This is a genomic window from Actinokineospora spheciospongiae, assembly GCF_000564855.1.
Lineage (GTDB): Bacteria > Actinomycetota > Actinomycetes > Mycobacteriales > Pseudonocardiaceae > Actinokineospora > Actinokineospora spheciospongiae.
This window is the reverse complement of the sequence record NZ_AYXG01000215.1, coordinates 37,514-54,693: the sequence shown is the minus strand read 5'-3', so window position 1 is coordinate 54,693 and position 17,180 is coordinate 37,514. Positions and strand designations below refer to the sequence as shown.

General features: G+C 71.8%; 18 protein-coding genes. 10 read left to right on the top strand and 8 right to left on the bottom strand.

Annotated elements, in window-relative coordinates:
- Positions 1 to 209: 209 nt before the first annotated feature.
- The 3 genes from UO65_RS27370 to UO65_RS27360 form a co-directional block, all read right to left on the bottom strand.
- Positions 210 to 1,070, bottom strand: a complete 861-nt coding sequence (locus UO65_RS27370; protein WP_035288068.1) for an SGNH/GDSL hydrolase family protein — start codon at positions 1,068 to 1,070, stop codon at positions 210 to 212.
- A 132-nt stretch (positions 1,071 to 1,202) separates the two neighbouring features.
- The gene (locus tag UO65_RS27365; protein ID WP_035288065.1) at positions 1,203 to 2,576 is read right to left on the bottom strand and encodes a PhoH family protein; all 1,374 of its coding nucleotides are present in this window, start codon (positions 2,574 to 2,576) and stop codon (positions 1,203 to 1,205) included.
- 501 nt (positions 2,577 to 3,077) lie between these two features.
- A complete protein-coding gene (locus UO65_RS27360) occupies positions 3,078 to 3,854 on the bottom strand; it encodes an isoprenyl transferase (protein WP_035288062.1) in 777 nt (258 codons plus the stop codon).
- Between the two features lie 49 nt (positions 3,855 to 3,903).
- On the opposite strand from UO65_RS27360, the gene UO65_RS27355 reads away from it, so the two are divergent.
- The gene (locus UO65_RS27355; RefSeq protein ID WP_035288059.1) at positions 3,904 to 4,341 is read left to right on the top strand and encodes a CoA-binding protein; all 438 of its coding nucleotides are present in this window, start codon (positions 3,904 to 3,906) and stop codon (positions 4,339 to 4,341) included.
- Between the two features lie 120 nt (positions 4,342 to 4,461).
- The gene (trhA, locus tag UO65_RS27350) at positions 4,462 to 5,082 is read left to right on the top strand and encodes a PAQR family membrane homeostasis protein TrhA (protein WP_035288096.1); all 621 of its coding nucleotides are present in this window, start codon (positions 4,462 to 4,464) and stop codon (positions 5,080 to 5,082) included.
- A 10-nt stretch (positions 5,083 to 5,092) separates the two neighbouring features.
- Here the strand turns inward: trhA and UO65_RS27345 are convergent, their stop codons facing one another.
- On the bottom strand, positions 5,093 to 5,623 hold the full coding sequence (locus UO65_RS27345; RefSeq protein ID WP_035288056.1) for a GNAT family N-acetyltransferase: 531 nt from the start codon (positions 5,621 to 5,623) through the stop codon (positions 5,093 to 5,095).
- 103 nt (positions 5,624 to 5,726) lie between these two features.
- Entirely contained in the window at positions 5,727 to 6,314 is a 588-nt protein-coding gene (locus UO65_RS27340) for a hypothetical protein (protein ID WP_052021851.1), read from the bottom strand.
- Between the two features lie 113 nt (positions 6,315 to 6,427).
- On the opposite strand from UO65_RS27340, the gene UO65_RS27335 reads away from it, so the two are divergent.
- From UO65_RS27335 to UO65_RS27325, 3 genes are all read left to right on the top strand, one after another.
- On the top strand, positions 6,428 to 7,285 hold the full coding sequence (locus UO65_RS27335) for a class I SAM-dependent methyltransferase (RefSeq protein ID WP_035288053.1): 858 nt from the start codon (positions 6,428 to 6,430) through the stop codon (positions 7,283 to 7,285).
- Between the two features lie 110 nt (positions 7,286 to 7,395).
- Positions 7,396 to 8,808: a 3' terminal RNA ribose 2'-O-methyltransferase Hen1 gene (locus tag UO65_RS27330; RefSeq protein ID WP_035288090.1), complete on the top strand. Its 1,413-nt coding sequence runs from the start codon at positions 7,396 to 7,398 to the stop codon at positions 8,806 to 8,808.
- Positions 8,808 to 11,321, top strand: coding sequence for a polynucleotide kinase-phosphatase (locus tag UO65_RS27325; protein WP_035288050.1), 2,514 nt, complete (start codon positions 8,808 to 8,810; stop codon positions 11,319 to 11,321). Before UO65_RS27330 ends, UO65_RS27325 begins: the two co-directional genes overlap by 1 nt.
- Before the next feature lie 3 nt (positions 11,322 to 11,324).
- Here UO65_RS27325 and UO65_RS27320 read toward each other — a convergent pair whose 3' ends face one another.
- Together UO65_RS27320 and mca are read right to left on the bottom strand one after the other, a co-directional pair.
- Positions 11,325 to 11,600: a hypothetical protein gene (locus UO65_RS27320; RefSeq protein WP_411431380.1), complete on the bottom strand. Its 276-nt coding sequence runs from the start codon at positions 11,598 to 11,600 to the stop codon at positions 11,325 to 11,327.
- Positions 11,601 to 11,617: 17 nt separating this feature from the next.
- On the bottom strand, positions 11,618 to 12,499 hold the full coding sequence (mca, locus tag UO65_RS27315; protein ID WP_035288047.1) for a mycothiol conjugate amidase Mca: 882 nt from the start codon (positions 12,497 to 12,499) through the stop codon (positions 11,618 to 11,620).
- A gap of 136 nt (positions 12,500 to 12,635) precedes the next feature.
- On the opposite strand from mca, the gene UO65_RS27310 reads away from it, so the two are divergent.
- From UO65_RS27310 to UO65_RS36280, 3 genes are all read left to right on the top strand, one after another.
- Entirely contained in the window at positions 12,636 to 13,076 is a 441-nt protein-coding gene (locus tag UO65_RS27310; RefSeq protein ID WP_035288044.1) for a DUF4307 domain-containing protein, read from the top strand.
- Between the two features lie 156 nt (positions 13,077 to 13,232).
- Positions 13,233 to 13,727, top strand: a complete 495-nt coding sequence (greA, locus tag UO65_RS27305) for a transcription elongation factor GreA (protein ID WP_035288042.1) — start codon at positions 13,233 to 13,235, stop codon at positions 13,725 to 13,727.
- Positions 13,728 to 13,878: 151 nt separating this feature from the next.
- Positions 13,879 to 14,607: a hypothetical protein gene (locus UO65_RS36280; protein WP_152552311.1), complete on the top strand. Its 729-nt coding sequence runs from the start codon at positions 13,879 to 13,881 to the stop codon at positions 14,605 to 14,607.
- Positions 14,608 to 15,024: 417 nt separating this feature from the next.
- Here the strand turns inward: UO65_RS36280 and UO65_RS27300 are convergent, their stop codons facing one another.
- Entirely contained in the window at positions 15,025 to 15,483 is a 459-nt protein-coding gene (locus UO65_RS27300) for an Lrp/AsnC family transcriptional regulator (protein ID WP_035288040.1), read from the bottom strand.
- Positions 15,484 to 15,648: 165 nt separating this feature from the next.
- On the opposite strand from UO65_RS27300, the gene hppD reads away from it, so the two are divergent.
- Both hppD and UO65_RS27290 read left to right on the top strand, forming a co-directional pair.
- On the top strand, positions 15,649 to 16,818 hold the full coding sequence (hppD, locus tag UO65_RS27295; protein ID WP_035288038.1) for a 4-hydroxyphenylpyruvate dioxygenase: 1,170 nt from the start codon (positions 15,649 to 15,651) through the stop codon (positions 16,816 to 16,818).
- A gap of 118 nt (positions 16,819 to 16,936) precedes the next feature.
- Complete coding sequence (locus tag UO65_RS27290; RefSeq protein WP_052021850.1) at positions 16,937 to 17,173, top strand: hypothetical protein; 237 nt, start codon at positions 16,937 to 16,939, stop codon at positions 17,171 to 17,173.
- Positions 17,174 to 17,180 lie beyond the last annotated feature (7 nt).

Sequence of the window (17,180 nt, the reverse complement as noted above, 5' to 3'; positions counted from 1 at the left end):
GTGGTCGCCGGCTGCGCACTGTGAGGTTCGGGTGGCGGGCCGCCAGGCCGGGGGGCGACGGGGTGGTCGGCGGCTGCGCCCTGGGGTTCGGCGTGGCTGGGGGCGGGTCGGCGACTTTCGGGGCGGTTGACCGGTTTGTGGTGGGGGGAGCCCGGAAAGCGGAACGCCCGGCCGGGAGGTCCCGGCCGGGCGTTCTCGTTGTCCTGGGGTCAGTTCAGGTTCAGGGCCGCCATCGCCGCGGCGGCCATCTCGCGCTCGCCGAGGGCGTTGGGGTGGGCGAAGATGGAGTTCTGGGCGTTGATCGGCGGTTCGATCCAGCGGACGCCAGGGGCGGCGCACACGTCGTGGCCGTCGGCGAGCTGGTTGATGTCGACGTAGGTCACGCCGGTCGCGGCGGCGGCGCGGCCGATGGCGTCGTTGAGGGTGGCCTGGAGGGAGCGCATGTAGGGGACGTCGCCGGTGGCGACCGGGATCTTGTCGAAGCAGCCGCCGGTGGCGGGGACGATCCACGGGTAGCCGATGATGCCGACCTTGGCGTTCGGGGCCTTGTCGCGGACCGCGGTCAGTGCCTTGACCAGGTCGGGGTAGGTGGTGTTGCGGACGGTGTCCTCGAAGCTGGAACCGTTGCCGTCCTTGCAGGGGCTGCCCTTGCCGCCGGTGAAGAAGCCCGCGAGGGCGCAGGTGGCCGCGGCGCGGATGAAGATGCCGCTGTCGTTGCCGCCGATGGTCATGGTGACCACGTCGGTGTTGGCGCTCAGCGCGTCGACCTGCGGGGCCAGGCCCGGGTACTGGCTGGTGGTGAAGTGGCTGGTCTGGGCGGCGCCGCAGGTCACGTCGACCACGTTCGCGCCGGTCGCCTGGGCGATCAGGGTGGGGTAGTTGAGCGCGGAGCGCAGGCACTGCGAGGGGGCGCCTGGCGCGGACGGCGACACGCCGGAAGCCGCGCTGTAGGAGTCGCCGAGGGCGACGTAGTTGATCGGGTCGGCGGCGTTCGCGGACGTGGTGACGGCGAAGGTGCCCGCCGCGGCGATCATGGCGGCGGCGGCGGTGACGAGCAGGCGTCGGGACATGGCTTCCCTCGGGCGTTGGCGGCTTCGGCAACTACTCAGAAGTAGGTAACGCCGTCGCAGCGTGTCCCACCCCACGTCCGCCTGTCAACGCCCGGGCACCCCCGACCAGGGGGTGCCCGGGCGAAGTGGGACTCAGGGGGTGTGCTCCTCCAACATCTCCGTCACCAGGGCGGCGATCGGCGAGCGCTCCGAGCGGGTCAGGGTCACGTGCGCGAACAGCGGGTGGCCCTTGAGCTTCTCGATGACCGCGGCCACGCCGTCGTGCCTGCCGACGCGGAGGTTGTCGCGCTGGGCGACGTCGTGGGTCAGCACGACCCGCGAGCCGGTGCCCAGCCGCGACAGCACGGTCAGCAGGACGTTGCGCTCCAGCGACTGCGCCTCGTCGACGATGACGAACGCGTCGTGCAGCGAGCGGCCGCGGATGTGGGTCAGCGGCAGGACCTCCAGCATCCCGCGGCTGAGCACCTCGTCGATGACCGTCTTGCCCGCCAGCGCGCCGAGGGTGTCGAACACCGCCTGCGCCCACGGCTGCATCTTCTCGCTCTCGGACCCCGGCAGGTACCCGAGGTCCTGCCCGCCCACGGCGTACATCGGGCGGAAGACGACGACCTTCTTGTGCAGGCCGCGCTCCAGCACCGCCTCCAGCCCCGCGCACAGCGCCAGCGCCGACTTGCCGGTGCCCGCCCGGCCGCCCAGCGACACGATCCCGACCTCCGGGTCGAGCAGCAGGTCCAGGGCGATGCGCTGCTCGGCGGAGCGGCCGTGCAGGCCGAAGGCCTCCCGGTCGCCGCGCACCAGCCGGATGCGCTTGTCCGGGGTGACCCGGCCCAACGCGTGGCTGGTGCCCGCGAACAGGCGCAGACCGGTGTTGCACGGGTGCTCGGTGGGCACGTCGTGGTCGGCGAGGTCGATGGTGTTGTCGTCGCTGAACAGGGCGTCGATGGCGTCCTGGGGGACCTCCAGGTCGGCGATGCCGGTCCAGCCGGACGGGGTGACCTCGCCCGCCCGGTACTCCTCGGCGTCCAGGCCGACCGCGCCCGCCTTGACCCGCAGCGGGATGTCCTTGGTGACCAGGGTGACGCCGGGCAGTTCGGCGGCGAGGTTGAGCGCGCAGGCCAGGATGCGCGCGTCGTTGCCGTCGGTGCGGAAGCCCTGCGGCAGCACCGAGGGGTCGGAGTGGTTGAGCTCGACGTGCAGGCTGCCGCCCGCGTCGCCGACGGGGAGCGGCACGTCGAGCCTGCCGTGGCGCAGGCGCAGGTCGTCGAGCATCCGCAGGGTCTCGCGGGCGAACCAGCCCAGTTCGGGGTGGTGGCGCTTGGCCTCCAGCTCGCTGATCACGACCAGCGGGATGACCACCGAGTGCTCGGCGAAGCGGGTCGCGGCCCACGGGTCCGAGAGCAGGACGGAGGTGTCGAGGACGTAGGTGCGCCTGGCTGGGTCGCTCTCCGATCCGGAGCGGGTGTCTGACGAGCCGGTGGTCGAACCTGAGGAAACGCTGGAACGCATAGCGGTCACGGCAACTCCCCGCGGACGCGGCACCGCATCCGCACCTCGGTGGGCCGGGCACAGGACCCTGGTCGGTCAGTGGCGCGACAGCGGCCGGGCCGCCGTCACCCACCTCCCACGAGGGCCGGGTGCCGGCCCCCTCGCGCTCGACTCGCTCACGACCAGGGCCTCCCGGGCCGGACCGCTGTGGACACGGTCCGACACTTCGAAAGCTACCGGCGCGGACCGACACCCTGCCAGGCTGCCACCCAGGTGATTTTCGATTTTGTCATCACCTCGACACGCGCACGCCACGTGAGCGGACGTTCGCCGAGGTCAGTCCACATACCACGCTGGGTGACCAGCGGTTCCGCCGTTCGTGAACAGCACCGCCGATCCCGGAGCGACACCTGGCCATCACCCTGGGTGATCACCGGCAGTGAACGGTTTTTCGGTCTCCGCCGGGGTTTTCCGGCCACGGGAATCAGGCTTCCGACGCGCCCGGAATTCACCGCGGCGGCGTCAACTGCCGAATCGCCGGTGCCGGATTCCGTAGGCGCGCAGCGCGCGCAGGAAGTCGGTGCGGCGGAAGTCGGGCCAGTAGGCCTCGCAGAAGTGGAACTCCGAGTGCGCCGACTGCCAGAGCAGGAACCCCGACAGCCGCTGCTCCCCCGACGTGCGGATCACCAGGTCCGGGTCGGGCTGCCCGGAGGTGTAGAGGTGCTCGGCGATGTGGTCGACGTCGAGGACCTCGGCCAGCTCCTCGATCGACGTCCCCGCCTCGGCGTGCTGCTGCAGCAGCTTGCGCACCGCGTCGGCGATCTCCCGGCGGCCGCCGTAGCCGACCGCGATGTTGACCTCCATGCCGGTGCGCCCGGCGGTCCTGGTCGCCGCCGCCGACAGCCGCTGCGCGGTGTCCGCGGGCAGGATGTCCAGGGCGCCGATGATCCGCAGCCGCCACGGCTGGGCGGGCTCGGCCAGTTCGTCGACCACGTCGCCGATGATCTCCAGCAACGGCGCCAGCTCCGACTCCGCCCTGGTCAGGTTGTCGGTGGAGAGCAGCCACAGGGTCGCCACCTCGACCCCGGCCTCCGCGCACCAGCCCAGGAAGTCGGCGATGCGCTGCGCGCCCACCCGGTGCCCGTCGTTGACGTCGGTGAACCCGGCCTCGCGCGCCCACCGCCGGTTCCCGTCGAGCATCACCCCGACGTGCCGGGGGATGCGCCCGCCCGCCTGCTGGTAGAGCCGCTTCTCGTAGAGGCCGTAAACGATGTCGGCAACGCGCCTGCGCAGACTCACGGCCGATCAGCGTACGCCGCGTTTGGGCCGACCGGGGCACACTGGTCAGGTGCAGCGCAACGGCATCGATCCGGTATGGCAGGACCTCGGCGTCATCGAACGCCTGGTCAGGGAATCGCGGACGGTGGCGGTGGTGGGCCTCAGCGCCCGCCCCGACCGGCCGAGCCACGGGGTGGCGCGCTACCTGGTGGACAGCGGGCTGACGGTGTTCCCGGTCAACCCGGCGCTGCGGACGTGGGAGGGGCTGCCCGCGTACGCGTCGCTGTCGGAGGTCCCGGAGCACATCGACATCGTCGACGTGTTCCGCCAGCCCGAGTTCGTCGACGAGGTCGCCCGGGACGCGGTGGCCGTCGGCGCGGGCGCGCTGTGGCTGCAACTGGGGGTCGTCAACGAACCCGCCGCCCGCCTCGCCGCCGACGCGGGCCTGGACGTGGTGGTCGACCGCTGCCTCGCGGTGGAGCACCGCGAGGTCGTCGGCTGGTCCTGACCCGCCGGGGCTTGTGTCCGGCATCACAGCAAATGGTTGACAAACCTACGGTCCCGTAACCTTGCGGAGGTGACGTCAGTGACCATCTCCGGCCCGCCGCCGGGGTTCGTGAAACCCAAGATGCGCGGGGTCATCCACTTCTGGTCCTTCATGGTGTCCATCGGAGCGGGCGCCGCCCTCGTCTCCCTCGCCGCCACCGTCTCCGGTGTCGCGGTGCTGGCCACCTCGGTGTACTCGGTGACCATCCTGGGCCTGTTCGGCGTCAGCGCCCTCTACCACCGCCGCTGGTGGGTGACCGAGCGCGCGCGCATCTGGATGAAGCGCCTCGACCACTCGATGATCTTCCTGTTCATCGCGGGCACCTACACCCCGTTCTGCCTGCTGTCGATGGCCAAGCCCACCGGCTACGTCGTCCTGGCCATCGTCTGGTCCGGCGCCGTGCTCGGCGTGGCGCTCAAGCTGCTGTGGCCGCAGGCGCCCCGCTGGCTGGGCACCCCGATCTACATCGCCCTGGGCTGGGTCGCGGTCTTCGTCCTGCCCGACCTGCTCGCCATCGGCGGCGTCGCCGCCCTGGTCCTGCTCCTGGTCGGCGGCCTGTTCTACACGGTGGGCGCGGTCTTCTACGCCACCAAGTGGCCCAACCCCTGGCCCGCCTTCGGCCACCACGAGTTCTTCCACGCCGCGACCGTCCTCGCCGCCCTGAGCCACTACATCGCGATCTGGCTGGTCATGTACGCCTGATCGGGTTCGGTCAGGCGCGGACGAGGTCGGGTTCGAGGAGGTCCATCAGGACCATGTCGTGCCAGCGGCCCGCGCGGCGGAAGGCGTGGCGGGCGCGGCCGATCTCCTGGAAGCCGACCTTGGCGTAGACCCGGCGGGCCGCCGCGTTCCCGTCGGCCACGCTGAGGTCGATCGAGTGCAGGCGCATCTCGTCGAAGCCGTAGGCGCAGATCAGGCGCAGCGCCTCGGTGGCGAAGCCGGAACCCCAGGTGTCGCGTTCGCCCAGGTAGAGGTCGATGGTGCCGCGGCCGTGCTCGGGTTCGGCGCCGGACAGGGCGATGGCGCCGACCAGGCGCATGTCCGCCCGGGTCTCGATGCCCAGGGTCAGGCGGGCGTGGCTGTTGCGCGGCCACTCGGCCATTCGGGTCCGGGTGTCGTGCAGCGTGGTCGGGTGGGTGTCCACCATCCAGCGCATGACCTCGGGGTCGTTGTTCCAGCGCCACAGCGCCTCGGCGTCCTCCGGTTCCATCGCGCGCAGCCGGACCCGGTCCCCCACCAGCATGGCGAAACCCCTCTCGTCCCCGACACCATGGCCGGGGGCGAGAGGGGTGGCAACCTGTTTTGCGGGCGCGGCGGCCGTCGGGTGCCCCGCCGTTCCGGTCCGCTCAGCCGTCCTGGTCGGGCTTCTCGGTGGTGTCCTGGTCGGGGCCCTTGGCGCGCAGGTCGTCGACCTTGGCCATGGCGGCGCGCAGTTCGCCCAGCCACTCCTCGGAGTGCTTGCCGACCAGGCGGACCGCCCAGGCCAGGGCGTCCGAGCGGGACCGGGCCACCCCGGCGTCCACCAGGGTGTCGAGGACCTGGCGCTCGGGCTGGCGCAGCCGGGTCATGACCGGGACGGACAGATGAGTGAACAGTTCCTCGGTGCCGCCCTGGCGCGCGCCCCAGGCGACCTTGCGGCCGTAGCGGTGCTCGGCCTGCCGGGCGATCTCGATGCGCTCCTCGCGGGTCTCCTCGCGGTGGCGGGCGATGCGGCCGGACTCGGCGGCGGCGCGGGCGGCGTCGTCGGCGAAGTCGCCGTCGAGGTCGGGGAGGGTGCCGACGACGATGATCTCCTCGCGGTCGACGACCACGTCGGTGGTGGTGAACCAGCCCTCGGGCAGCCTGCCGGTGAACCAGGCGGCCGCGTCGTCCGCGGGTGGGACCTCGGACTGCTGCCAGCCGCCGCGGGGTCCGGGACTCCAGTGCTTGCGCATGTCCAGCTCCTTGATTACATGATTACGTCCCCACCGAAGTTACGCGCTCTCGGTGCTCGTGGGGGCGAATTTCACTGGCAGGTGAACGCCGCGCCCGGCTAGCGTTCCCCGCCGTGATCCACGAGGACCCTCGCGCGTACCTGCTCGGGATGGAGGGCGCCGCCCTGCTCCGGGCGTTCACCGGGCACCACGACCGCGAGTTCGTGCGGGCTCGGCTGGCCGAGGTCCGCTGCATCCTGGACACCCCGATGGACCCGGTGGACGTCGAGCGCGCCGGGGCCGTCGAGGGCTACGGCCTCTGGGCGGCGTCCTACGACGGTGAGGACAACGGCGCCTTCCCCCTCGACACCCCGGTGCTCACCGAGGTTCTCGACGGGATCGCCCCCGGTCCGGCCCTCGACGCCGCCGCGGGCACCGGCCGCCTCACCCGGCTGCTCCTCGACCGCGGTCACCGGGTGACCGCCGTCGACAGCTCGCCGGACATGCTCGGGCACAACCCCGCCGACGACACCCGGGTGGGCGACCTGCGCGCGCTGCCGGTCGGGGACGCCGAGGTCGACGTGGTGGTCTGCGGCCTGGCGCTGACCCACGTGCCGGACCTGGGCCCGGTGTTCGCCGAGTTCGCCCGCGTCCTGCGCCCCGGCGGCCACCTCGTGCTCTCCGAGGTGCACCCCGAGGCGGTGGCCCGCGGGTCAGTGCCGACGGTCCGCGGCCGGGGGAACCGGCCGATGCGCCTGGTCACCCACGAGCACCTGCTGGGCGACTACCTGCGCGCCGCCCTGGCCGCAGGCCTGGAACTGCGCCGGTTCACCGAACCCGTTCCGCCGCCCGCGCCGCCGCGGGAGGCGAGCACCGACCCGGGGCCGTGGGACGTGTGGCCGTGGAGCCTGGCCGCGATGGTCCCCGAGGCGACCCGGGCGGCGACCGGGGGCAGGCCCGCCATGCTCGTCGCGCACTGGCGACGCGGCTGACCGGTCCGCTGGCGGCACCCGCCCGGTCCACAGCGGACAGTCCGGTGGGGCTGCGGGCGGTTCGCCGAAACCCGGTGTCCCCCGGCCCGGCGGTGGGACAGACTGTGGCGGTGCTGCTGACCCTGACCACGACCGGAGACCCGGCCACCGACCTCGGTTTCCTGCTGTTCAAGCATCCCGACAAGGCGCAGTCGTTCCCGACGGCCACCGGGACCGCGCACGTGTTCTACCCGCGCGCGGACCCCGAGGAGTGCACGGCGGCGCTGCTGGTCGAGGTGGACCCCGTGGCCCTGGCGCGCGGCAAGGGCGACCGCAAGCGGGTGGCGACCCTGGGCAGCTACGTCAACGACCGCCCCTACGCCGCGGGGTCGATGCTGGCGGTGGCGCTGTCGAGCGTGTTCCGCACCGCGATGACCGGCCGCTGCGACGTCCGCCAGGAGCTGGCGGACAACCCGATCCCGCTGCGCGTCGGCCTGCCCGCGGTGGCCTGCCGCGGCGGCGCCGAGCTGGCCGCGCGGCTGTTCGAGCCGCTCGGGTGGGCGGTGGCGGCGACCGCGGTCCCGCTGGACCCGCTGTTCCCGGAGTGGGGCGACTCGCCGTACCTGGACCTGGTGCTCACCGGGGACCTGCGGCTCGCCGACGCGCTGCGGCAGCTCTACGTGCTGCTGCCGGTGATGGACGGCTCCAAGCACTACTACGTCGGCGAGGCCGAGGTGGACAAGCTGCTGCGCGCGGGTGAGGGTTGGCTCGCCGCGCACCCGGAGCGCGAGCTGATCAGCGACCGGTACCTGGCGCACCGCCGCGGTTACGTCACGACCGCGCTGGCGCAGCTCGCCGAACTGGACGGGGCAGCGGAGGAGACCTTGGACGACGCGCTCGTCGAACCGGTGGTCGACACCGCCCCCGAGGCGCCGGAGCCGCTGGCCGTCACCCGGCGCCGGGCGGTGGTGGCGGCGCTGCGCGAGGTGGGGGCGCGGCGCGTGCTGGACCTGGGCTGCGGCGGCGGGGCACTGATCCGCGACCTGCTGGCGGACCCCTCGTTCGTCGAGGTCCTGGGCACGGACGTGTCGGCCGGTGCGCTGCGGGTGGCCGGGCGCAGGTTGGAGAAGCTGCCGGACCGGGTGCGCGACCGGGTGGAGGTGCGCCAATCGTCGCTGACCTACGGCGACCCGTCGCTGGTCGGGTACGACGCGGCGGTGCTGATGGAGGTCGTCGAGCACGTCGACCCGAGCAGGCACCGGGCGCTGGAGCAGTCGGTGTTCGGCACCGCCCGGCCACAGCACGTGGTGGTGACCACGCCGAACGTCGAGTACAACGTGCTCTTCCCGACCCTCCCGGCGGGACGGCCGCGCCACCGCGACCACCGTTTCGAGTGGACCAGGGCGCAGTTCCGGGAGTGGGGCGACGCCACCGCCGAGCGCACCGGCTACACCGTGCGGTACCTGCCCGTCGGCCCGGAGGACCCCGAGCACGGCCCGCCGACCCAGATGGCCGTGTTCTCCCGCCTGGAAGGGGTGAACTGATGGAGCTGCTGATCCCCGACATGGCGCTGGTGGTGCTCGTCGGCGCCTCCGGGTCCGGCAAGTCGACCTTCGCCCGCAAGCACTTCGCCACGACGCAGGTGCTCTCCAGCGACTTCTTCCGCGGCCTGGTCAGCGACGACGAGAACGACCAGGCCGCCTCGGCCGACGCGTTCGACGCGCTGCACCACGTCGCGGGCAAGCGTTTGCGGCGGGGGCTGGTCACCGTGGTGGACGCGACCAACGTGCAGCGCGAGGGGCGCGCGGAGCTGGTGAAACTGGCCCGCGACAACCACGTCATGCCGGTCGCGGTGGTGCTGGACCTGCCCGAGCGGGTCTGCCAGGAGCGCAACGCCGACCGCCCGGACCGCGACTTCGGCCCGCACGTGGTCAAGCGGCACGTCGCCCAGCTCCGGCGCTCGCTGCCCGGCCTGCACCGCGAGGGGTTCCGCCGCGTGCACCACCTGCGCGGGCAAGAGCAGGTCGACGCGGCCGTGTTCAGCACCGAGCGGCTGCGCAACGACCTGCGGCACGAGACCGGCCCGTTCGACGTCATCGGCGACGTGCACGGCTGCCGCGCCGAGTTGGAGGACCTGCTCGGCGAGCTGGGCTACCGGCTGCGCCGCGACGACCGGGGCCGCCCGGTCGGGGCCACGCACCCCGGCGGCAGGCGCGCGGTGTTCGTCGGCGACCTCGTCGACCGCGGCCCGGACACCCCGGGGGTGCTGCGGCTGGCGATGGGCATGGTCGGCGACGGCGACGCGTTCGCGGTGTGCGGCAACCACGAGCAGAAGCTGGTGCGCGCCCTCGACGGCCGCAACGTCAAGGTCGCGCACGGCTTGGCCGAGTCGCTCGCGCAACTGGAGGCCGAGGACCCGGATTTCGTCGCGGCGGCGCGGAAGTTCTGCGACACCCTGATCGCGCACTACGTCCTCGACGGCGGCAGGCTCGTCGTCGCGCACGCCGGGTTGCCCGAGCACTACCACGGCCGCGCGTCGGGCAAGGTGCGCAGCTTCGCCCTCTACGGCGACACGACCGGTGAGACCGACGAGTACGGCCTGCCGGTGCGCTACCCATGGGCGGAGGACTACCGCGGCGCCGCGATAGTCCTCTATGGACACACGCCGACCCCGGAGGTCGAGTGGGTCAACGGGACCATGTGCCTGGACACCGGGTGCGTGTTCGGCGGGAAGCTGACCGCGCTGCGCTACCCGGAGCGCGAGGTCGTCTCGGTCGAGGCGCGCGAAACCTGGTACGAGCCGACCCGCCCGCTGACCCCGACCCGCCCGCCCCGGCAGCTCGCCCTGGACGACGTGCTGGGCAAGCGGGTCGTGGAAACGGCCGTGCAGGGCAAGGTGACCGTGCGCGGCGACCAGGCCGCGGCGGCGCTGGAGGTGATGAGCCGCTTCGCCGTCGACCCGCGCTGGCTGCTGTACCTACCGCCGACGATGGCGCCCACCGAGGCACACGGGGACGGGGACCTGCTGGAGCACCCGGCGGAGGCGTTCGCGGGCTTCCACGCCCGCGGGGTACGGGAGGTGCTGTGCGAGGAGAAGCACATGGGCTCCCGCGCGGTCGTCCTGGTCACCCGAGACCCCTCGGTGGCCCCGCGCCGCTTCGACATCGAGGGCGACGGCGCCGTGCACACCCGGACCGGCCGCTCGTTCTTCGACGAGCCGCTGACCGCCGAACTGCTGGCCCGGGTGCGCTCGGCGGTGACCGCGGCGGGGCTGTGGGAGGAACTGGGCACCGACTGGCTGCTGCTCGACGCGGAGCTGATGCCGTGGAACGCCAAGGCCCGCGAGCTGATCACCGACCAGTACGCGGCCGTCGGCGCGGCGGCCACGGCGGTGCTGCCGCCCGCGGTGTCGGCGCTGGCCGCCGCGGCCGGGCGGGGCGTGGGCGTGGCGGACCTGCTCGCCCGCACCTCCCGCCGCGCGGACAACGCGGTCGGCTTCCGCGACGCCTACCGCCGCTACTGCGCGCCCACGACCGGCCTCGACGGCGTTCGGCTGGCGCCGTTCCAGGTGTTGGCTTCGGAGGGGGCGACCCACCACCGGCAGCCGCACCTGTGGCACCTGGGCGTCGCCGACCGGCTGCGCGCGGTCGACCCGCTGTTCGCCGAGACCCGGCGCATCGCCGTCGACACCGGCTCACCGGAGTCGGTGGCCGAGGGCACCGCGTGGTGGGAAGCGCTGACCGCGGCGGGCGGTGAGGGCATGGTGGTCAAGCCCGCGGCGAACCTCGTCGGCGCGGGCCGCGACCTGGTGCAGCCGGGGGTGAAGGTCCGCGGACCGGAGTACCTGCGGATCATCTACGGGCCGGACTACCCCGACCACCTGGACCGGCTGCGCAAGCGCAACGTCGCGCACAAGCGGTCGCTGGCGCTGCGCGAGTACGCCCTGGGCCTGGCGGCCCTGGACCGCGTCGCCGCGGGCGAGCCGCTGTGGCGGGTGCACGAGTGCGTGTTCGCGGTCCTGGCCATGGAGTCCGAACCGGTGGACCCGCGGCTGTGACGCTCAGGCGGGCTTGGAGCCGGTCCCCGAGTCCGCCTCGTCCGCGTCCGCCGACTTGTCGGCGACCGGCTCGTCGAAGCTGGCCGGGAGCCGCTTGAGGTGCTTGGTCATCGAGCGGATCAGGAACGCGACCGCCACGAAGAACAGCACCAGGATGAGGAAGCCCAGCGGGGAGGACTTGCCGAAGTCCTCCCCCTGCCCGCCCGGGTCGGCCGGACCGGCGGGCGGGGCGGGGGTGGTCTGGGCGACGTACAGCGAGGCGTCCGGGGCGGCGATCACGGTGTCCACGGTAAACGTCACAAGGCGGCCTTCTCCCGCAGCCCCGAGAACAGGTCGTCCTCCGGCAGCGTGCTGTCGACCAGCGACCGGACCAGCTCGTACTCCTCGAACGGCCACACCTGCCGCTGGATCTCCATCGGCACGGCGAACCAGCGGCTGTTCGGGTCGATCTGGGTGGCGTGCGCGAGCAGCGCGGCGTCGCGGACCTCGAAGAAGTCGGCGCACTCGACCCGGCTGGTGACCCGGTCGGCGATGTCACCGCGGTCGGTCGACCAGTTGTCCAGCCACTCCTGGTACGGCGACTCCAGGCCCGCGGCCAGCAGCGCCTCGTGGACCGCGGCGATCCGGGCCCGGGAGAACCCGTGCGAGTAGTACAGCTTCAGCGGCTGCCACGGCTCGCCCGCCTCCGGGTGCAGGTCCGGGTCGCCCGCGGCGTCGAAGGCGGCGACGGACACCTCGTGGCAGCGGATGTGGTCCGGGTGCGGGTAGCCGCCGTTCTCGTCGTAGGTGATCACGACGTGCGGGCGGAACTCGCGGATCTCGCGCACCAGCGGCGGCACCGACTCCTCCAGCGGCACCAGCGCGAAGCAGCCCTCCGGCAGCGGCGGCAGCGGGTCGCCCTCGGGCAGGCCCGAGTCGACGAAGCCCAGCCAGCGGTGCCGCACGCCGAGGATCTCGGCGGCCTTGGCCATCTCCTGCTGCCGCACGGCGTGGATGTCGGCGGTGATCTCCGGCCGGTCCATCGCCGGGTTGAGGATGTCGCCCCGCTCGCCCCCCGTGCAGGTCACCACCATCACCTCGTGCCCCTCGGACACGTACCGCGCCATGGTCGCGGCGCCCTTGCTCGACTCGTCGTCGGGGTGGGCGTGCACCGCCATCAACCGAAGCTTCTCCGCCATGACCTCTCCAGCCCCCTGTTGCTCTGTGATCCCGCGCGCAGCGGATACTCGATTCGCAACGCTCCGCGCGGGCCCCATTGTTCCCGCCGGGAGGACCGCGGCCGCAGGAGGCTCCCAGTATGTCGGTGACCGCACGATGAGCACGGCGACCCGGGGCCTCCCGGAGGGCCGCTACGGCAAGGCGAAGGCACCCCGGTCGCGGCGGACCGTCGTGGTGCTGACCGCCTGCGGGCTGGCGCTCGGCGCGGTCGTCGCGTGGCTGGCCTACACCAACCTGGGGTCCGCGCCGATCGAGACCGAGCGGGCCGCGTTCGAGAACCTGCCGGACAACCGGATGCGGCTGACCTTCGAGGTGACCCGCGCGACCCCGGAGCGGCCCGCCGTGTGCGTGGTGCGCACCCGGGGCATCGACGGCAACGAGGGCGGCCGCAAGGAGGTGCTGGTGCCCGCCGGACCGGAGGTGTCGCGGGTGTCGACGGTCATCCGCAGCACGTCCGAGCCGGTCACGGCCGACGTGTTCGGCTGCTCCTACCAGGTGCCCGCCTACCTGTCCACAGGTCAGCCGCCAACGGGGTGAACTCCGCGCCGAGCAGGCCCGAAACGGACATTTCGGGCTATTTAGCACGCGCAGGCATGGTATTCTGATTCATCTGCACGGCCCCTAGGCGGGCCGTGTTTTTCACATCCCGGGTGTACCACGAAACCCGGGACTGCCTGGTACGACGAGGAGTTGGTGACCGTGAGCGACACCCAGGTGACCTGGCTTACCCAGGAGGCCTACAACCGGCTCAAGCAGGAGCTCGACGAGCTGATTGAGAACCGCCCGGTCATCGCGCAGAAGATCAACACCAGCCGCGAGGAAGGCGACCTCAAGGAGAACGGCGGCTACCACGCCGCCCGCGAGGAGCAGGGCCAGCAGGAGGCCCGCATCCGCCACCTCCAGGAGCTCCTGCGCGGGGCCAAGGTCGGCGAGACGCCCCCCGCCAACGGCATCGCGGGCCCCGGCATGGTCCTGACCGTGCGCTACGAGGGCGACGACGAGGACGAGACCTTCCTCCTCGCCACCCGCGAGGAGGGCGGCGAGGGCTCGATCGAGGTCTACTCCCCCGAGTCGCCCCTCGGCCGCGCGCTGCTGGGCGCCAAGGAGGGCGAGACCCGCGAGTACGCGCTCCCCAACGGCAAGATCCAGAAGGTGGCCCTGAACAAGGCCGTGCCGTACGAGGGCTGAGTCGTGAGCTTGATCGAGGCCCCCACCCGCACCTAGGGTGGGGGCCTCGTTGCATGCGCAAGCCCGCACAAAATAGGATTCCCGCACACGCACGGGGGTCCATCCCGTCGACTGGAACTTGCCGACCGGGAAGTTCTGCCATACTCGATTGGTGTTCACCAGGCTGGCCAGCTCAGAAGTGTGCTGGTCCACGCGCCTCTACGGCAATCAGGCGCCGATGAAGTTCGCAGCGAACTCCGCTGCTGTGGCCTTGAGTCGAGCGGGTTCTGTAATCGCATCTCCCACAAGCAGCGGCAAAGTTTCCATGAACATCCTCATGTTCGCGATCACCCACGCTGCTGACGCAAGCGGGTTGTCCCGTCGCGAGGTCCGACTCGCGGTCCGCAGCGAACTGTTCGACCGCACCCGCTTCGTCACTCACGCCAACACCTCAAGCGACTTCCAATCGAAGCTCTTGGTGGGTGCTGTCGGCGACTGGGACCATGATGGGCCTGGTCATGGACATCACGGGCTGTCTCTGGAGTGGCTGGCAGCACGGGAGTGCGCCCGCAGCGCCATCGTGACTCCGCCGTCATCCCACGCTCTCTTCCATGCCGGTGCTCGAGCTGTTCGCCGGTGGCTTTTCATTTTCGTGGATCCCATGGTGGCGCTACGGGAGTTCTTGCAGCGATTGGTCCACTTCGGCCGTCGCAGTGACGTGTCGAGGCAGTTAGCGGTGCAGCGGTTGAAGTTGATGTGCCGATCGGTGAGGTCGTCGCCGGACGTGCCGCCTGGTGAGGTTGTGGTGGCCTCCCCCTGCGTTCCACGTGGTCCTGATATGTCGCGAGTGGTTTCGGCGTTGGTGTCGACCATTCGCGGAGATCGGTTCGCTCTGACCTAGGGCTTGCTGCCGGTTCCGCGGCGAGAACCGTGGAGTTCGCTGCTGTGTCCGGACGTTGCTGGGTCGGTGTGATCACCGGTTTGATCAGTGGGTTCACCGGGGCGTGGAAGCTCGGGATGCCTTGGGGGCACCTGGCGCTGCTCATGGCGGTGGTGTTGATCGTCGTGGTGTTGGTCCGGTGGCCAGACCTGCAAGACGCGGCGACCCGCCGGTTCTAGGCCGGGACCGAGCGGATGGTGCAAGCCGGTCACACCGGTCCTTGTGCTGCGGGTCTGACCCCGGAGCCGCCCGGGACCGGCGTGCAGGAGCAGCCAGCGCGGTGGTGGCGCCGCTGGCGGCAGTGGTGGGCAAATCATCGGCCTGACTAGGTCGCAGCTCATCGCGTGCGCGTTCACCGTCACGAGGCCGTGCGCGCGGTCAGCGCACCATCCGCTCCAGCAGCGGGCGCACCCTCGGCGGGACCGGGGTCGACAGGGCGATCGAGGTGGAGGTGCGGCGGACCCACTCGACGTCCACGACCTGGTCGATCACCCGTTGCAGGTCGTCGTTGTCCTTGGCGACCATGCGGACCAGGAGGTCGCCCTCGCCGGTGGTGGCGTGGACCTCGCAGACCTCCGGGATGTCGCGCAGGCGGCCCGCGACCGAGGCGCGCTTGCCCTGGGCGATCTCCAGCACCGCGAACGCCGTGAGGCCGTAGCCCATCGCCGCCAGGTCCAGGGCGGGTGGGAAGCCGACGAGGACCCCGCGCGCCTCCAGGCGGTCCATCCGGGCCTGCACCGTGCCGCGCGCCACCCCGAGCCTGCGGGAGCACTCCAGCACGCCCAGCCGGGGTTCGTCGGTCAACAGCAGCAGCAGGCGTGCGTCCAAAGCGTCCATCGCTGGGTTCCTCCCTGGTCAGGCTGTCCACTTTGCCGCAGGGTGACCGGGGAACACCAGGCAACCTGCCCAGTGAAATCGACGGCTCTTGCACATCCTGACCGGTCGCCGGATGCTCGGAGGTACCGCAGACCCGAGAAGGAGGACACCGCCGTGACCCGTGCGATGGACGAGGTGAGCTACGACCAGCTCCGCCAGCTCGTCGGCTTGGTCGACTACGACGAGAGCCGCGACCCGTTCCCGGTGAAGGCGATGGACGCGGTGGTGTTCGTGGTCGGCAACGCGACCCAGACGTCGCTGTTCTACCAGGCCGCCTTCGGGATGACCCTGGTCGCCTACTCCGGGCCCGAGACCGGCAACCGGGACCACAAGTCCTACGTGCTCAAGTCCGGTTCCGCGCGGTTCGTCATCAAGGGCGGGGTGGACCCGAAGAGCCCGCTGCTCGACCACCAGCGCGAGCACGGCGACGGGGTCACCGACCTGGCCCTGGAGGTCGTCGACGTCGACAAGTGCGTCGAGCACGCCCGGCGCGAGGGGGCGACCGTGCTGGAGGAGCCGCACGACGTGTCCGACGAGCACGGCACGGTGCGCGTCGCCGCCATCGCCACCTACGGCAAGACCCGGCACACCCTGGTCGACCGGTCCCGCTACCAGGGCCCGTACCTGCCCGGTTACGTCGCCAAGCAGGGCACGCTGACCCGGCCCGCCGACGCCCCCAAGCGCATCTTCCAGGCCGTCGACCACTGCGTCGGCAACGTCGAGCTGGGCAAGATGGACCACTGGGTCGACTGGTACAACCGCGTCATGGGCTTCGTGAACATGGCGGAGTTCGTCGGCGACGACATCGCCACCGAGTACTCGGCGCTGATGAGCAAGGTCGTCTCCAACGGCAACCACCGGGTCAAGTTCCCGCTGAACGAGCCCGCGATCGCGCAGAAGAAGTCGCAGATCGACGAGTACCTGGAGTTCTACGGCGGCCCCGGCTGCCAGCACATCGCGCTGGCCACCAACGACATCATCGGCACCGTCGCCGCCATGCGCGCGGCGGGCGTGGAGTTCCTCGACGTGCCGGACTCCTACTACGAGGACCCCGAGCTGCGCGCGCGCATCGGCGAGGTCCGGGTGCCGATCGAGGTGCTCAAGGCCAACGCGATCCTGGTCGACCGCGACGAGGACGGCTACCTGCTGCAGATCTTCACCAAGCCGATCGGCGACCGGCCCACGGTGTTCTACGAGATGATCGAGCGGCACGGCTCGCTGGGCTTCGGCAAGGGCAACTTCAAGGCCCTGTTCGAGGCCATCGAGCGCGAGCAGGACCGGCGCGGCAACCTCTAGGCCGGGCCGTCTCAGCCACTCCTCAGGTGCCTGAACCGACCGGGGAGTAGGCTCCCGGTGAAGAAGTCCGGAACCGGGAGCGAGTGGCATGGCGCGCGGCACACGATCGACGGGAGCGGTGGCCTTGGCCTCCGCGGCCGCGGCGGCGCTCACCCTGGCGGGCGTGGCGGTGTTCACCGTCGGCAGCGCGGGCTGCGCGACCGCGGGCGAGTACGTCCAGCGCGGCTCCCAGGTCGAGCTGGTCGGCGGCTGCCTCGACCCCGACGACCTGCCCCGGGCCCCGGAGCCGACCGGCCACGAGCCCGGCGCCGACCCGGGCGCGGGCATCGACCGGCTCCGCCAGGTCAGTCCCTGAACACACG

What these genes read in the sequence shown, in the direction of transcription:
- UO65_RS27370 (WP_035288068.1), bottom strand. Translation starts at nt 1,070, where the DNA reads ATGTCCCGACGCCTGCTCGTCACCGCCGCCGCCGCCATGATCGCCGCG.
- UO65_RS27365 (WP_035288065.1), bottom strand. Translation starts at nt 2,576, where the DNA reads ATGCGTTCCAGCGTTTCCTCAGGTTCGACCACCGGCTCGTCAGACACC.
- trhA (WP_035288096.1), top strand. Translation starts at nt 4,462, where the DNA reads ATGCGCGGGGTCATCCACTTCTGGTCCTTCATGGTGTCCATCGGAGCG.
- UO65_RS27345 (WP_035288056.1), bottom strand. Translation starts at nt 5,623, where the DNA reads ATGCTGGTGGGGGACCGGGTCCGGCTGCGCGCGATGGAACCGGAGGAC.
- UO65_RS27340 (WP_052021851.1), bottom strand. Translation starts at nt 6,314, where the DNA reads ATGCGCAAGCACTGGAGTCCCGGACCCCGCGGCGGCTGGCAGCAGTCC.
- UO65_RS27325 (WP_035288050.1), top strand. Translation starts at nt 8,808, where the DNA reads ATGGAGCTGCTGATCCCCGACATGGCGCTGGTGGTGCTCGTCGGCGCC.
- mca (WP_035288047.1), bottom strand. Translation starts at nt 12,499, where the DNA reads ATGGCGGAGAAGCTTCGGTTGATGGCGGTGCACGCCCACCCCGACGAC.
- UO65_RS27310 (WP_035288044.1), top strand. Translation starts at nt 12,636, where the DNA reads ATGAGCACGGCGACCCGGGGCCTCCCGGAGGGCCGCTACGGCAAGGCG.
- UO65_RS27300 (WP_035288040.1), bottom strand. Translation starts at nt 15,483, where the DNA reads ATGGACGCTTTGGACGCACGCCTGCTGCTGCTGTTGACCGACGAACCC.
- hppD (WP_035288038.1), top strand. Translation starts at nt 15,649, where the DNA reads ATGGACGAGGTGAGCTACGACCAGCTCCGCCAGCTCGTCGGCTTGGTC.